16 protein-coding genes and 1 pseudogene are annotated in these 15,343 nt (G+C 43.4%); 4 read left to right on the forward strand and 13 right to left on the reverse strand.

The genetic code is table 11. The annotated features are described in order from the left end of the window. Nucleotides 1–623: 623 nt before the first annotated feature. On the reverse strand, nucleotides 624–1,667 hold the full coding sequence (gene hemB, locus VTAP4600_RS14760; RefSeq protein WP_102523493.1) for a porphobilinogen synthase: 1,044 nt from the start codon (nucleotides 1,665–1,667) through the stop codon (nucleotides 624–626). Nucleotides 1,668–1,851: 184 nt separating this feature from the next. Here hemB and VTAP4600_RS14765 point away from each other — a divergent pair, with 184 nt between their 5' ends. After that, entirely contained in the window at nucleotides 1,852–2,613 is a 762-nt protein-coding gene (locus tag VTAP4600_RS14765; protein ID WP_102523494.1) for a TatD family hydrolase, read from the forward strand. A gap of 370 nt (nucleotides 2,614–2,983) precedes the next feature. On the opposite strand, the gene tatC is transcribed toward VTAP4600_RS14765, so the two are convergent. The 7 genes and pseudogenes from tatC to rmuC all read right to left on the reverse strand — a co-directional run bounded on the left by tatC (nucleotide 2,984) and on the right by rmuC (nucleotide 9,008). After that, the gene (tatC, locus tag VTAP4600_RS14770) at nucleotides 2,984–3,742 is read right to left on the reverse strand and encodes a twin-arginine translocase subunit TatC (RefSeq protein ID WP_102523495.1); all 759 of its coding nucleotides are present in this window, start codon (nucleotides 3,740–3,742) and stop codon (nucleotides 2,984–2,986) included. A gap of 57 nt (nucleotides 3,743–3,799) precedes the next feature. Beyond that, nucleotides 3,800–4,123 (reverse strand): annotated as a pseudogene (gene tatB / locus VTAP4600_RS14775) (Sec-independent protein translocase protein TatB); the annotation flags it as partial. 3 nt (nucleotides 4,124–4,126) lie between these two features. Beyond that, nucleotides 4,127–4,378 (reverse strand): Sec-independent protein translocase subunit TatA, encoded by a 252-nt coding sequence (gene tatA / locus VTAP4600_RS14780; RefSeq protein WP_102523497.1) that lies wholly within the window; start codon nucleotides 4,376–4,378, stop codon nucleotides 4,127–4,129. Between the two features lie 56 nt (nucleotides 4,379–4,434). Then, nucleotides 4,435–6,069: a ubiquinone biosynthesis regulatory protein kinase UbiB gene (gene ubiB / locus VTAP4600_RS14785; protein WP_102523498.1), complete on the reverse strand. Its 1,635-nt coding sequence runs from the start codon at nucleotides 6,067–6,069 to the stop codon at nucleotides 4,435–4,437. Further along, the gene (locus tag VTAP4600_RS14790) at nucleotides 6,066–6,671 is read right to left on the reverse strand and encodes a ubiquinone biosynthesis accessory factor UbiJ (RefSeq protein WP_102523499.1); all 606 of its coding nucleotides are present in this window, start codon (nucleotides 6,669–6,671) and stop codon (nucleotides 6,066–6,068) included. The genes ubiB and VTAP4600_RS14790 overlap by 4 nt, the downstream gene beginning before the upstream one ends. 7 nt (nucleotides 6,672–6,678) lie before the next feature. Beyond that, nucleotides 6,679–7,461 carry a bifunctional demethylmenaquinone methyltransferase/2-methoxy-6-polyprenyl-1,4-benzoquinol methylase UbiE gene (gene ubiE, locus VTAP4600_RS14795; RefSeq protein ID WP_102523500.1) on the reverse strand — a complete coding sequence of 261 codons (783 nt, stop codon included), beginning with the start codon at nucleotides 7,459–7,461 and terminating at the stop codon, nucleotides 6,679–6,681. Nucleotides 7,462–7,505: 44 nt separating this feature from the next. Continuing rightward, a complete protein-coding gene (gene rmuC / locus VTAP4600_RS14800; protein WP_102523501.1) occupies nucleotides 7,506–9,008 on the reverse strand; it encodes a DNA recombination protein RmuC in 1,503 nt (500 codons plus the stop codon). Nucleotides 9,009–9,147: 139 nt separating this feature from the next. On the opposite strand from rmuC, the gene VTAP4600_RS14805 reads away from it, so the two are divergent. Further along, nucleotides 9,148–10,044 (forward strand): DMT family transporter, encoded by an 897-nt coding sequence (locus VTAP4600_RS14805; RefSeq protein ID WP_102524011.1) that lies wholly within the window; start codon nucleotides 9,148–9,150, stop codon nucleotides 10,042–10,044. Nucleotides 10,045–10,111: 67 nt separating this feature from the next. Here VTAP4600_RS14805 and VTAP4600_RS14810 read toward each other — a convergent pair whose 3' ends face one another. From VTAP4600_RS14810 to ftnA, 3 genes are all read right to left on the reverse strand, one after another. Continuing rightward, nucleotides 10,112–11,299 carry a BaiN/RdsA family NAD(P)/FAD-dependent oxidoreductase gene (locus VTAP4600_RS14810; RefSeq protein ID WP_102523502.1) on the reverse strand — a complete coding sequence of 396 codons (1,188 nt, stop codon included), beginning with the start codon at nucleotides 11,297–11,299 and terminating at the stop codon, nucleotides 10,112–10,114. Nucleotides 11,300–11,393: 94 nt separating this feature from the next. Further along, on the reverse strand, nucleotides 11,394–11,717 hold the full coding sequence (uspB, locus tag VTAP4600_RS14815) for a universal stress protein UspB (protein WP_102523503.1): 324 nt from the start codon (nucleotides 11,715–11,717) through the stop codon (nucleotides 11,394–11,396). 75 nt (nucleotides 11,718–11,792) lie between these two features. Next, nucleotides 11,793–12,320, reverse strand: a complete 528-nt coding sequence (gene ftnA / locus VTAP4600_RS14820; RefSeq protein WP_102523504.1) for a non-heme ferritin — start codon at nucleotides 12,318–12,320, stop codon at nucleotides 11,793–11,795. 157 nt (nucleotides 12,321–12,477) lie between these two features. Between ftnA and VTAP4600_RS14825 the strand changes: the two genes are divergently transcribed. Both VTAP4600_RS14825 and VTAP4600_RS14830 read left to right on the forward strand, forming a co-directional pair. Next, complete coding sequence (locus VTAP4600_RS14825; RefSeq protein WP_102523505.1) at nucleotides 12,478–12,912, forward strand: universal stress protein; 435 nt, start codon at nucleotides 12,478–12,480, stop codon at nucleotides 12,910–12,912. A 48-nt stretch (nucleotides 12,913–12,960) separates the two neighbouring features. After that, a complete protein-coding gene (locus VTAP4600_RS14830) occupies nucleotides 12,961–13,854 on the forward strand; it encodes a carboxylate/amino acid/amine transporter (protein ID WP_102523506.1) in 894 nt (297 codons plus the stop codon). Nucleotides 13,855–13,963: 109 nt separating this feature from the next. Here the strand turns inward: VTAP4600_RS14830 and VTAP4600_RS14835 are convergent, their stop codons facing one another. Continuing rightward, on the reverse strand, nucleotides 13,964–14,437 hold the full coding sequence (locus VTAP4600_RS14835; protein ID WP_102523507.1) for a hypothetical protein: 474 nt from the start codon (nucleotides 14,435–14,437) through the stop codon (nucleotides 13,964–13,966). 89 nt (nucleotides 14,438–14,526) lie between these two features. Continuing rightward, nucleotides 14,527–15,306, reverse strand: a complete 780-nt coding sequence (locus VTAP4600_RS14840) for a class I SAM-dependent methyltransferase (protein WP_102523508.1) — start codon at nucleotides 15,304–15,306, stop codon at nucleotides 14,527–14,529. Nucleotides 15,307–15,343 lie beyond the last annotated feature (37 nt).

The following is a 15,343-nucleotide window of genomic DNA, read 5'->3' on the forward strand; positions in this document are numbered from 1 at the left end:
TGGCTTCATTCTTCTGTTGCGCAACAAAAATCAACCCTAACTGTGGATAACTCTGTTGGTAAAACTTATCCACCGATAATTAACAGTAAAAAAATCAGGCTGAAAGAACATATTACTCAATTAAAAACAACAACTTAATCTAAAGAGAAACCAAAGATCTTTGATCTTATAACGATCCTGCATTGTGGAAAATAATTTTGTTCTAACAAGTTAACGGAATAAACAAGAAATGATTGTTTGATGAAATACTGGACAAATAGTGGTGATTTAATGATTAGATCGTGCAGAAAAAAAGAAAGCGACATCAGAAGATGTCGCCTAGCAAAAGTGGCCAAAACCATAAACAGTTAGTGCTGTTATCGCTTTGCCTTAAAGCTTAAATTACACTGGAAGCAATGTGAGCAATGTCGTGTCGTTCAAGAAAGAACCGTTCAACCTAACTATTCCATCTGGAGTCTAATTAGGTTGTTTGCTTTCTCCCGAAGACAAGTTAATAATAACCATTCTCATTTAAATAGCAACCCCTAAATGATAATTTATCTCATTTAATTTTTAGCCACGATAAGATCACAAGAGCCGAGCAAATGCTCGGCTCTATAATTAATAACGACTTCTTTCAAGAATTAGTCATCTTTGGTATTGATAAAAGGCTGTGCGCCCTCTTCTGCTAACCATTGCGCGACGTCTTTAGCAAAATACGTCAAGATGCCATCTGCCCCAGCCCGCTTGAAGCAAAGCAGAGATTCCAAAACCGTCTCACGTTCTTTTAACCAGCCATTTTGAATCGCCGCTTTATGCATCGCATACTCACCAGAGACTTGATACGCAAATGTAGGGACTTGTAATTCGCTCTTCACACGACGAACAATGTCTAGATACGGCATACCGGGTTTAACCATGACCATATCAGCGCCTTCGTTAATATCCATGGCAACTTCATGCAATGCTTCGTCGCTATTTGCAGGGTCCATTTGGTAGTTTTTCTTATCACCACCTTTGAGATTCGCTGCTGAGCCAACCGCATCACGGAATGGGCCATAGTAACAAGAAGCGTACTTTGCTGAATAAGCCATGATCTGAGTATGAATATAGCCGGCGTCTTCTAGTGCTTCACGAATTCGGCCAATGCGACCATCCATCATATCTGAAGGAGCAACAACATCTGCGCCAGCTTCGGCATGAGACAACGCCTGCTTGATCAAGACTTCCGTTGTTTCATCATTTTGAACATAACCCGTTTCATCAATGATCCCGTCTTGCCCATGAGTCGTAAATGGGTCTAATGCAACGTCGGTAATCACACCAATTTCAGGGATATGCTCTTTCAATAGACGAACGGCACGTTGTACCAAACCATCAGGGTTATAGGATTCTGCCGCACAGATGCTTTTCGCATCCTGAGTAACAACCGGGAACAATGCGATAGCTGGAACACCCAACTTTGCAAGGTATTGAGCTTCTTCAAGCATCAAATCAATTGAAAGACGCTCAATCCCTGGCATGGACTCAACCACTTCACGACGGTTTTTACCCATTAAAATGAACATAGGGTAAATCAGATCACTCGCACTTAATTGATTTTCTGCCATCAATCGACGGCTAAAGTCATGTTTACGCATACGACGCATGCGGCGTCCTGGGAATTGACCTTGGATTGAAACAGACACATGATTCTCCTTGTCTGGGTGTAATACTGGCAGAAACTATAACTACTCAAGCTTTGAGTGACTAGCGTTAAAGCCAAAAAGTGCCTTAATACGCAAATACTTCCTATGACAACACGCTCATCACAGTGCTATTTTTTATCAGCTGAATTATAATTTTTACACATCCCTTCAACCGATAGCCAATATGATAGATACCCACGCTCACATTTATGCCACCGAATTCGATGCCGATCGCTCGCAAGTCATCCAACGAGCTGTCGAACAAGGGATATCGCATATTTTGCTACCTAACATTAACCTTGATTCAATAGAGCCAATGCTTAAAACCGAATCAGACTACCCCCACCTCTGCCGATCAATGATGGGCCTACACCCTTGTTATGTGAATGAAGACGTTGATGAAAGCCTTACACTCATGCGTAGCTGGTTTGAAAAACACAACTTTATTGGTGTTGGTGAAATTGGCATCGACCTATATTGGGATAAAACATTTCGAGCAGAACAGGAGCATGCGTTTGCCACCCAGCTCCATTGGGCAAAAGAACTTGGTCTTCCTGCGGTTATCCATACACGAGATTCAATTTCAGAAACCATCGACATCCTGAAGACCGTTCAAGACGGCAGCATTCGTGGTGTTTTCCACTGCTTTGGAGGCAGCGTGGCAGAAGCAAGAGCCATTACCGACCTCGGTTTTCATCTTGGTCTTGGGGGCGTGACTACGTTTAAGAACGGGGGTATGGATAAGGTCATTCCTGAATTAGACTTGAACCATGTCGTGCTCGAAACGGATTGTCCTTATTTAGCACCAGTCCCGCATAGAGGAAAACGAAACGAACCAAGCTACACAGCTCTCGTGGCTGCCCGCGTAGCGGAATTAACACATCAATCCGTTGAAAGCGTTATTGCTCAAACCAGCCACAATGCACGCTCAATATTTGACATCTAATCAAAATCCAAATCTATCATACCTAGAAAATAAAGTTCATAGCAGCCAGATACATATCAAAACGAATTGTCTGCTATGCCTTGATATGCAAAACATATTGATAGAATATTAATGATGTGATTTCCATTCCATATTTGATTCCTTCATATTCATACTGTAGAATACCGCCTTCAAAACAGAATGAGGACTAGTGTAATGCACTGTTGTGGAGAAACCTCACACTTATTGAGACAACGTCGAACCATAATTGAAAGACTAATGGGTGTTAAAGAAAAATACATCTGCCGTCATTGCGGAAAAGTTTTAAAAATCATGTAAAAAAAATCCCAGGCATTTGCTTGGGATTTTTTAAATAAGAGACCAAAATCGGCTACTCGGCTTGCTCTGACTCTTCTTCGTCTTCAGTCGGTTTTCGCACATAAAAGCGTGCAAAAAACAATCCAACTTCAAACAGCAAACACATCGGAATGGCAAGCAGGGTTTGAGAGATCATATCTGGTGGCGTAAGCATCATGCCGGCAATAAAAGCGGCTACGACAATATAAGGGCGCTTCTCTTTTAGAGTTTTAACATCCGTTGCACCTGTCCAGCACAGCAAAATGATAGCAACAGGAACCTCAAACGCGATACCAAATGCCATAAACAACGCTAATACAAAATCTAAATAATTCGCTATATCGGTTGCGAACTCCACTCCCCCTAAAGAGATAGCGGTAAAGAAGCCGAAAACTAATGGAAATACCACGTAGTAAGCAAAGGCCACGCCGCAATAGAATAGAATCGAGCTTGAAAAAAGCAGCGGCATTATAAGTCGACGTTCGTGCTTATATAAGCCCGGGGCTACAAACGCCCAAACTTGGTACAGAATGAGCGGAACGGCGACAAAGATAGACGCGACTAATGTCAGCTTTAGTGGTGTAAAAAACGGTGAGGCAACATCGGTTGCGATCATCGTTGCCCCTTCTGGCAACCTTTCAATCAAAGGCGCAGATACAAATTCATAAATATCATTGGCAAACCAAATTAAACCAATAAATACCACTAGCACCGCCAATATGGCTTTCATAAGACGGTTACGCAGTTCAATAAGGTGACTAATCAAGGGCTGCGTTTGTTCAGCTGAAGACATATCTACCTCAACAAACGGGATCAAAAAGAGCTGCTAAGCAGCTCTTTACTCATCGGCTTTTTTTTCAGGAGTGGCCGTTTCTTCTTTCTTGGCATACGGCCGTTGAACATCCTGAGCCGCTTTTTTAAGCTCATTAACGGAGGCCTGCAAGTCGGGAGACAAATCGTTCATGCCCATTTGTTCCGCTTTTTTTAAGTTTTCTTGCAGCTCTTGAACTTTTAATTCATGTGACAGTTCATCTTTTACGCCATTTGCCATGCTTTTAGCCGCACCAATAAAGCGCGAAACACTACGAATAGCGACAGGTAAACGCTCAGGCCCGAGAACGACGAGCCCAACCACAGAAATTAATACCAGTTCCCAAAAACCGATATCAAACACGCCTTACGCCTGCTCTTTGTCTTTTTTGCTGTCCACAGGTGTTTCTTGTGCTTCCTGTTTCTGCTCAATATTCTGCTGTTCGAAATCTGCGTCTTTTTTCTTTTCAGCTGCAATTTCGTCTTCGCTCATTGCTTTTTTGAAGCCTTTCACAGCGCTACCTAAATCACCACCGATGTTGCGCAGTTTTTTAGTTCCAAACAACAAAATCACGATTGCGGCAATGATCAATAATTGCCAAATACTAATTCCACCCATGTTATTTTTACCTCGGGTTAGTTTTAAAAATAGTCTTTATAAACTCAGTCTAACGCTTAATCGCGATAAGCTCGCCAACTAAGCAACCAAAATGTGACACCAGCAATGCCGCTGCCTAATGCGGTTTGTGAAAAACCGCCAGAAACTAGTATCGCTCCACAAATAATCAAAGTCGCGCCAACACCAAATAGGAATCGTCCTGTGGCTTGTTGCCTTTTACTCGCACGGTAACCTTGATAAAGCTGATCCATACGCTGATTAAATGCTTTGCCCTGCTTTAAGCTATCGTATAGCAGTTCAGGAAGCTCTGGTAATTTTTCCGCCCAAAAAGGTGCTCGTTCTTTAAAGGCATTCACCACCGCTTGAGGCCCGACTTGATTTGCCATCCATTTTTCTAAGAATGGTTTCGCCGTTTCCCATAAATCAAGCTGAGGATACAACTGACGCCCTAAGCCTTCAACATAAAGCAGTGTTTTTTGCAGTAATACTAACTGCGGCTGCACTTCCATGTTGAATCGACGAGCCGTGTTGAACAAATTAAGTAGCACGTGACCAAAGGATATTTCACACAATGGCTTAGCAAATATCGGTTCACATACCATACGGATAGCAAACTCAAACTCTTGAATATTCGTGTCTGCTGGCACCCATCCTGAATCAACATGTAGCTCAGCGACTTTTCGGTAATCTCGATTAAAAAACGCCAAAAAGTTTTCTGCCAAGTAGCGTTTATCTTCGCTATTTAATGTACCAACGATGCCACAATCTAAGCCTATCCACATTGGATTTTCAGGGTGTTCTGGATTAACAAAGACATTGCCTGGATGCATGTCTGCATGGAAAAAACTGTCGCGGAATACTTGTGTAAAGAACACGCTCACACCGCGTTCAGCCAACAGTTTCATGTTGGTGCCATTAGCCTTTAATGTCTCAATGTCGGAAACTTGAATACCGTAAATACGTTCAGACACCATCAGGTTTTCACTGCTGAGGTCAGAAATCACTTCCGGCACGTAAAGTTCTTCACTGCCTTCAAAGTTGCGTCTTAGTTGAATGGCATTCGCCGCTTCTCGACGTAAATCTAACTCATCAATTAAGGTTTTTTCGTATTCCCGCACCACTTCAACAGGCTTAAGTCGCCTTGCTTCCGGCAGAGCTTTCGCCACGATACGTGCCATGCGATACATCAGCTTTAGATCGGCATCAATAACGGGCTTAATATCGGGGCGAATGATCTTTAAAACAATCTCGCGACCATTGTCTTTCAATTTAGCCGTATGAACTTGAGCAATTGAAGCCGACGCTAACGGCTCAATATCAAAATCAGTAAACCAGTTCTCAAGCGACCCACCTAATGCTAATTCCATCTGTTCTTTTGCTAATTGACCATCAAATGGCGCAACTTGGTCTTGCAGCAAGGCGAGTTGATCCGCAATGTGGGGAGGGAAAAGATCGCGGCGAGTAGACATCATCTGGCCAAACTTGATCCAGACAGGCCCAAGTTCTTGCAATGCTAAACGCAATCGCTCACCAAGCGGTTTATCTGAATGTTGGTTTTTAAGCCAAAATAGACCTTTTCGCGCCAATAAAGGGGCTTTTGTTAATTGGTGGTTTGGCATTAATTCGTCCAAACCATATTCGAGCTGAACCTTTATGATTCGGTACAGACGACGTAATTCTGTTGGGGTCATGCTTGCTCCAGCAAACGCTTAAAGCGTATTTCTAACTGTTCGCATTGCTTTGAAACGGTTTCCACTTGATCACAAAAATGGGCAATCTCAAGCGGCGCTGGTGCAATAAGCCACTCTTCCGTCAGCACTTGCGCTAACTGGTTTTGTTTCTTTTGACCACTTTGCTGTAACCAACCTAAGCTTTGTTTAACGCCCGAAACCAATGTATGCGCCACCACATCGCCAGTGATACGTGAAAGCCACTCTTCGACATCTGGCTTGGCATCGGTCAGCAGTTTTGCAAAGTTTTGCGCCAATTGAATGTCTCCGTCTAATTCAAGCTTATCTTGCTTTATTAGACGGGTGATATTGGATTGCTCTCTTAACTCAGGCAGCACCGCGAGGTTCAGGCTTAAGCTACAATCGGGCTTTCCTTCATAATGCGCTAACACATCAACCTGTTGGCTAAAGACAAAGGTGAGTTTTTTGCCAAGCTCTTTCATCTCAACATCAATAACCTGACCTTTTAGGCGCATCATGCGGCGCACCAGTTGAGGGTCGTCTTTGATTAAAGTATTAAGTGTGGTTTCGATTACCGCCGTTACCAGTGGATCAGATGGCATAATTACCTCAGAACTTGTAACCGCGGTGAAGGGCAACAATACCACCGGTTAAGTTGTAATAGTTGGTATTTTCAAACCCAGCGCTTGCCATCATGCCTTCCAGTGTCTTTTGATCAGGGTGCATGCGGATCGATTCAGCTAAATATCGGTAGCTGTCAGCGTCATTAGCAATAATTTCACCCATCTTAGGAAGAAGATGGAAAGAATACGCATCGTATATCTTTGATAATGGCTCTAAAACCGGCTTTGAAAATTCAAGAACTAATAGACGGCCACCAGGTTTTAATACGCGATACATAGAACGAAGAGCTTTGTCTTTGTCTGTCACATTACGCAAGCAAAAACTGATGGTGATACAGTCAAAATAATCATCAGGGAAAGGCAGTTCTTCAGCATTGGCTTGGACGTAATGTACGTTGCCTACGATACCGATATCACGTAATTTATCGCGACCAACATTCAACATTGAGTTATTGATGTCGGCTAAAATGACATGGCCTTTCTCACCCACAATTCTTGAGAACTTCGCAGTTAAGTCACCGGTACCGCCACCTAAATCCAGCACACGTTGACCAGGGCGTACGCCACTGCAATCAATAGTGAAGCGTTTCCATAGGCGATGTACACCACCAGACATCAGATCGTTCATGATGTCGTATTTCGCCGCGACTGAGTGAAACACCTCGGCTACTTTGGCGACTTTTTCATCTTTGGCTACAGTTTCAAAGCCAAAATGCGTCGTTTCTTGTTCTTGTTTTGTTGAGTTCAATTGAGCGCTTACTTCTGTCATGATCCTTCCTCGTTAACAATTCCATATCCAAGAATTGCGACCATCTAGTCTACTTTATCCTCAACCTGTTGTCTTTCCACTAAAACGTCATTTTGTGTAATTTCTAACATCCGCGGCGAGATAGAGCGCTTCACTTCCACGCCAAGTTCTTTAAAACTTTCAGCTTGGCGTAAAACATTGCCTCGCCCCGTCGCCAACTTGTTGATTGCACCTTGATAATTTTGATTGGCTTTGTCTAAGGCGCCGCCAAGGTTTTCCATGTCATCCATAAACAAACGCAATTTATCGTACAGTTTACTCGCCCGTTCAGCGATAACTTGAGCGTTCTGGTTTTGTCTCTCATTACGCCATAAGTTATCAATTGTGCGTAGTGCCACCAATAACGTGGTTGGGCTGACCAAAATAATATTTTGCTCCATTGCATCTTTGACTAAACTTGGATCCGCTTGAATTGCCACTTGAAAAGCCGGTTCTACCGGGATAAACATCAGTACATAATCAAGGCTCGAGATACCTTTTAGCTTATGGTAGTCCTTAAGGCTTAAACCTTTAATATGGCTTCGCAGAGCCACAAGATGTTCACTTAATGCCTGATCGCGATCAGCGTCGGTATCAGCATGGAAATAACGCTCATACGCCACCAGCGCCATTTTAGAGTCGACCACGACTTGCTTATCATGAGGTAAGTGAACAATCACATCGGGTTGGTAGCGTTTTCCTGCTTCATTTTGTAAGTTTACTTGGGTTTGATACTCATGGCCTTCTCTTAGACCCGACTCAGATAACACCCGAGCCAACACCACTTCGCCCCAGTTACCTTGCTGCTTGTTGTCGCCTTTGAGCGCTTGAGTGAGGTTCAACGCTTCGCGGCTCATTTGCTCGTTTAACTGTTGCAGGTTACGCAGTTCGTGAACCAAAGTGTGCCGCTCTTTCGCTTCGTGACCAAAACTGTCAGTCACCTGTTTTTTGAAGCCTTCAATTTGATCTTTTAATGGCGACAACAACCCTTCAAGGCTCTGTTTATTTTGCTGATCGACTTTAGCGGTTTTCACTTCAAAAAGTTGATTGGCTAAATGCTCAAATTGTTGTGTTAATCGTTGCTCTGCGTTTTCTAACAACTGCAATTTCTCTGCACTGGCTTGCTTTTCTTGCTCATGGCGAGCCTCTTGTTCACGCCGTGTGGCTTCGCTGTCAGTTAAACGCGTACGCACCTGTTCTAAATCGGCAGCTAGCTGTGCTTTTTCTTGCTTTAAGGCTTCGAGATAACGCAGTTTTTCAACCGCCGCCATTAATTTCCCATGCACTTGTTTAAGTTCAAATGCTGACTTATCACGCTCGGCATCTAAACTATCTAAATCACTTTGTGCTTCTTTAAGTTCTTGCTGTGTACGCGCATGCCATTGCTTGTCGGACTCTAGATCGTGCTCCAGTAACTGCACTTCTAGCCGCATTTTTTGTTTTACCCACCAGCCAGTACTCACTGCGCCAAACAGCAAACCTGATGCGGCTGCGATAACAATATCTTGATGTTGAATGAACCACTGCATAGCCACTGCCTAATATTAAATCTTTTCTTGTTATTGATAGTATTTTTATACTGGATAAATGTCCAGTTTTAGCCAGCTATAATGGCCGCTATATTAACGGTCTACTTTCCGTCATCTGAGCATAATAATAATAATAATGATAAATGAGCGTCGAGCGCTTGGCTTTGGGATCAGTGCAGTTTTGCTTTGGTCTACCGTTGCAACGGCTTTCAAACTGACCTTAGCTGAATTATCCCCAATTCAGATGCTGACTGTTGCGAGTATCGTGTCCGTCATCACTCTGTTCTCAATTTGTGCGGTTCAAGGTAAATTGTCGCAACTTAGCAGCACGTTTATCGCCAATCCTTGGTATTACATTATTCTTGGACTAATCAACCCACTAGGCTACTACCTCATTTTATTTAAGGCCTACGACTTACTGCCCGCTTCGCAAGCGCAGCCGTTGAACTACAGTTGGGCGATCACGTTAACCTTAATGGCAGCGGTATTTTTGGGGCAAAAGATCCGCAAACAAGATTGGTTTGCCGCCGCATTAGGGTATTTAGGCGTTATCGTTATTGCGACTAAGGGAGATGTGCTCGCACTCAATTTTGAAAGCCCGATGGGGGTTGGTCTTGCGTTACTTTCTACGTTACTTTGGGCTGGCTACTGGATTCTCAATGCTAAAAACAAGGCAGACCCGGTTGTTGCGGTACTGCTCGGTTTTTTGGTCGCGGTACCTCTTGCGGTAGGAATCAGTATTTTCGAAGGGGCACCTTGGCAACAAATTACCTGGAAGGGTTGGGCGGCCGTAACCTATGTTGGCCTATTTGAAATGGGCGTAACGTTCGTACTTTGGATAAGCGCACTTAAAGCCACCAACAACACTGCACGCATCAGTAACCTGATATTTACCTCACCGTTTATTTCTTTGATGTTACTTGCCACCATCATTGGTGAAGAAATTCATCCTTCGACCTTAGTGGGTTTAGTCTTGATTGTGATTGGTTTGGTGGTTCAGCAGATTAAGTTTGGCAAAAAAGCCGTCACTTCATAAAAGCATAAAAAAATGCCGAACTACACAAAAGCGTAGCTCGGCATTCAGAATTTCAGTTCATTTGTAACTATGCGTACTGACCAGCAACATAGCCGCTCGACCATGCCCATTGGAAGTTATAACCGCCTAACCAACCTGTTACGTCCATGACTTCGCCAACAAAGTACAAGCCCGATACGTTTTTCGCTTCCATGGTTTTAGACGACAAGTGATCGGTATCGACACCACCTAATGTCACTTCTGCCGTTCGATAACCTTCTGTACCATTTGGCAGTACTGGCCAATTTTCAAGATGATCATGGATGGCTTGCATCTCTTTGGAATTAAACTGCTTTAATGGTTTATCGGTTAGCTCTTTTCTGTCAATCAACACTTCTACAAATCGCTTAGGCAGCACTTTTGATAAGGTATTTTTTAAATTTTGATTTGGGTGCTTTTCACGAGACTCTGTCAGCAGTTCCATGACATCGGCTTCTGGCACCAAATTAATGCTAACTTGCTGTCCGGGTTTCCAAAATGAAGATATCTGTAATACCGACGGACCCGACAAGCCACGATGGGTAAATAGTAATGCTTCTTTAAATAATGTTCCGTCTTCAGCCGTGATTTCTGTCGGTATCGCGATGCCTGATAGCGTTTCAAAATCTTCTTTATCTTGCTTATGTAAAGTAAACGGGACTAAACCTGCCGTTGTAGGAATAACGGGAATGCCAAATTGTTCTGCAATATGGTAGCCATATGGCGTTGCACCCAGCTTTGGCATAGACAGCCCACCCGTTGCAACAACTAACGATTCACACTCAATCTCATCGGTATTGGTTTCTAGCTTAAAACCCGTGTCTACTTTTTCAATGGATTCTATTTCGGTGCGTAAACGCAGATTGACCTCGGCCAATTCACACTCTTTTAGCAGCATATCAACGATCTGTTTGGCGTTGTCTTGGCAAAACAATTGGCCATGATCGCGCTCGTCAACGTCAATGCCATACTTATACACCATCGAGATAAAATCCCAATTGGTGTATTGCGACAATGCCGATTTAACAAAGTGTGGGTTTTGGCACAGGAAATTATTAGCCGTCACATCATAGTTAGTAAAGTTACAACGACCACCACCTGAAATGATGATCTTACGACCTGGCTTTTTGGCGTTATCAAGCACCAGAACTTTACGTCCTCGTTTGCCTGCTTCTGCTGCGCACATTAATCCTGCTGCACCCGCACCAATCACCACTACATCGTATTTATTGCTCATAACCCACTACCTAAAAATAAAAAAAAGATGCGCGATAATTCGCGCATCCTTGCAATTTGGACGCTATTTTAACCAGTATTTGCTGCTTACGCTACTAAAGCACGAATGCCATGAGTAAAGTAAGCCCAAGCAACGAGAACGTTAAAACAAACAATTCGCGAACCTTGACACATTTTTGAGTAAATAGAGGATCGTGATGATGCAGATATTCGCGGCTTTTTAGGTAGTGAAATAAGCGCACTTGCTTAGCCATGTTGCCGTGTGTCGTGAAAAAACCACGACCATCCACTTGCTGATAAAGTAACGGATGCGCTTCTCTCATGATGTATATCAAAGAGCGCAATGCGGTTAAATATCTCATCATATTGACGCCACTAACGAGCATCAAGGTAAACAGAATGGTATCTACACTGATCATCTTTTCCTCCCTACATCCTCTAGGATACCGAAAGGAAAAGACGACCTATATTAGGAGGCTTTTCGAACTGTTTGGTTAAACAGCTGGGGTATCCATGATTGAAGACGAACCTTCTTTTGCCATGGTTGCTAGGTCTTTATCGATAAAGAACAGCGCCTTGCCATCTTCACCAACTAACTCTAGCTTGTCTAAAATCCCTTTAAATAGCTTCTCTTCTTCGTGCTGTTCAGCGACGTACCACTGAAGGAAGTTAAACGTTGAGTAGTCTTGATTTGTAAACGCAGCATGAGCCAGCTTATTGATTCTGTCTGTAATCATTTGCTCATGTTTGTACGTTTCACGGAATACATCGCCTAAGCTATTGAACTCGTGTTGAGGAGATTCAATTGCCCCTAAGATTGGCATAGCGCCAGTTTCACTCACATAAGTAAAAAGACGCTGCATATGCTCCATTTCTTCGGTGGCATGAGCTCGTAAAAACTCGGCTGCACCTTCAAAACCTTTATCTTCACACCAAGCACTCATTTGTAAGTATAGGTTGGATGAGAAAAATTCCAGATTAATTTGCTCATTTAGCTGGTCGACCATAGTCTGAGATAACATGCACTGTTCCTATAAAACATCGAAAATTTGAATAACTATAACACCTTATTAACTTAAAGACGCGCTGTCTAGCCTCAAGTATTGGGATCACATCTACAAAAAAATTTGGCATCTAGTGCTAACCTATTTGTAAGGTATTGAAACTGGAGTGCATAACATGAGTTATCAACATATATTAGTCGCGGTCGATCTTTCTGAAGACAGTAAGATATTGATAGACAAAGCGGTTTCTTTAGCAAAAAAATTGGAAGCTGACGTCTCTTTTATTCATATCGATGTCAATTATGCCGAACTCTATACGGGATTGATTGATATCAACCTTGCTGAGACCCAGCACAATAATATGGAAGCTTCACAACAACAGCTGCAAAGTTTTGCCAAACATGCCGATTTTCCAATCAAACATACTTTAGTAAGAAGTGGCGATTTAACGGATGAGTTAAGAGAAGCAATTAATGAATTATCCGTTGATATGTTGGTTTGTGGTCACCACCAAGATTTTTGGAGTAAGCTGCTTTCTTGTACTCGGCAGTTGATTAACAACTCCCCGGTAGACTTACTTGTTGTACCACTCAACGATAGCCAAGAATAAGCAATCTGGGTAGACTGTGAGAATCATTCTCAACTAACGTTATGGACAATGAGATATTTATCCGCAGTCACCCTACTTTGGGCTTTTTCTTTTAGTCTGATCGGGGTTTACCTCGCCGGTCAGGTCGATGCTTGGTTTTCCGTGTTAACACGAGTCGCCTTAGCGAGCCTCGTGTTTTTGCCTTTCCTGAAAATACGCCAAGTCCCTAAATCACTCATTGCTAAGTTAATGGCCATTGGTGGCATTCAACTTGGCTTGATGTATTGCTTCTACTATCAATCTTTCTTGCTACTGAGCGTACCTGAAGTTCTGCTATTTACGGTCTTTACCCCAATTTACGTCACCTTAATCTATGACTTGTATAAAGGGCACTTCTCTCCGTGGTACCTAGTTACCGCCGCAATTGCTGTTACAGGTGCCGCCGTGATTAAGTTTGCAGGCATCAACCCAAACTTCTTAACGGGCTTCTTAGTCGTACAAGGGGCTAACCTGTGCTTTGCTATCGGCCAAGTCAGCTACAAAGTGCTGATGGAGAAGCAACCGATAGAGCTACCCCAGCATTCGGTGTTTGGTTACTTCTACCTTGGCGCTTTGTGTGTCGCGCTCGTCGCATTTGCGCTGCTTGGTAACCCAGACAAACTGCCTACCACCCAAACCCAATGGGGCATTTTGGTTTACTTGGGACTTGTTGCATCCGGTGCTGGTTACTTCCTTTGGAATAAAGGGGCGTGCTTTGTTAATGCTGGAGCTCTGGCGGTGATGAACAACGTCCTAGTACCTGCAGGCCTAGTGGTCAATATTCTGATTTGGAATCGAGACGTAGACCTACCTCGCCTTGCCGCAGGCGCGAGCATTATTTTACTTTCACTTTGGGTTAATGAAACGTGGGTAAAGCGAAAAGTCTCTCAAGACGAAGCGCTTAGAGCGCAAGAAAATTCATAATGAGCTTAGGCTGGTAAAGTAAGAGAGTACATATCTCGATAAGCAGATGGCAAAAAGCGACGTTGTGATAACGTCGCTTTTTTATATTTATAACCCACACTACATAGAATTAGTGCACCGCAGATTCTCTCGGGCTCTTGTCTTCAACAGTATGCAGTAGGTCGCTTCGTATCATGAGCTGTTGGTAGTTCACTTCGGCCTTACGCAATTTTTTCATCAGCTTTTGCTGTTTCTTAAGCGCTTTAGCTAACTTCTTATTGCGCTTTTTCTGCTGCTTGATCGCTTTCTTGCTATCCATTGATTCCGCTTTTTTTGCTGCGCCAATCGTAGCGTTTATAACAGGAACTTCGTCGGTTGTGACTTTCAATGGTAAAGATTCGAGCACTAAACCACACTGCTCTGCTCTTGGTTTATCCAAGCACGATTTTGGCGGGATAGCCGCAGGTTTACACAGATGATTTTTATCAGACGCTGCGCGACTGCACGAACGGCACATGTATTTAGGCGATGCAATTAAGGCATGGATATCGCCAAGGTTACTCGCGATATCATGTCGATTCAGTTTGCAAAGACGTCGAGTCATACTCACTCCAAACAGAATAATGATAACAATTCGTGTTTAGATATAGCGTGATTCAATGTTTAACGCAAGCACTAAATTGTCTGTGTACGCTATGTCATTGATGCCTTTACATAGACATCAAAACGATTCTTTTTCGTTTCGATTGCCATGGTTGGTTTTTGCTCATCAAGCCAGTTAGCGTAATCCGGTCTTTTTACTACGACACGTTTAGTCGCTAGCGCCATCGCGGGCACTAATAAGCCATCTGCATCGGTATCAGCACCCACCAACGATTGAAAAACTCGCATCTCTTTTTTTACCAATGCGGATTTTTTTTTATTTTCTGGGTGAGGATACATTGGATCAAGATAAACGACATCTGGACGTTCAAAGCCTTCCTGCTCAAACAACGTATCGAGTGCGTCAAGACTTGAAGCATGCAGTAAAGACATTCGCTCGCCAACCCAGACGCCAATTTCCGCATCGGCTTTAGCACGTTCGAGCCCATCATCAAGCAATGCCGCAACCACCGGGTTACGCTCAATCATTTGTACTTTGCAGCCTAATGATGCCAAAACAAAGGCATCTCGACCCAAGCCTGCAGTGCCATCTAAAACACTCGGCGTTGCTCCCTTATTCAGGCCAGCCGCTTTCGCAATAGATTGCCCTTTTCCGCCACCAAACTTGCGTCTATGGCCAACAGCACCACCGACAAGATCAACAGCAATTGCGCCTAACTTGGGTTCGTCTAGTTTACGTAATTCCAATTGTTCCGACGTCAGTACCAAAGCAAAAATACTTTGTTCGTCATGGGTTAAGTTCCAACGTGCTGCCAGCTCGTCCAGACGAGCTTGTTGGCTTGGGTTGTCACAAATCAATTGTAATTGCACGCTAGGCTCCGAATCTCTTTTTATGGGGTCGCAAGTG

Origin of the sequence: Vibrio tapetis subsp. tapetis (assembly GCF_900233005.1) — a bacterium.
Classification (GTDB): domain Bacteria; phylum Pseudomonadota; class Gammaproteobacteria; order Enterobacterales; family Vibrionaceae; genus Vibrio; species Vibrio tapetis.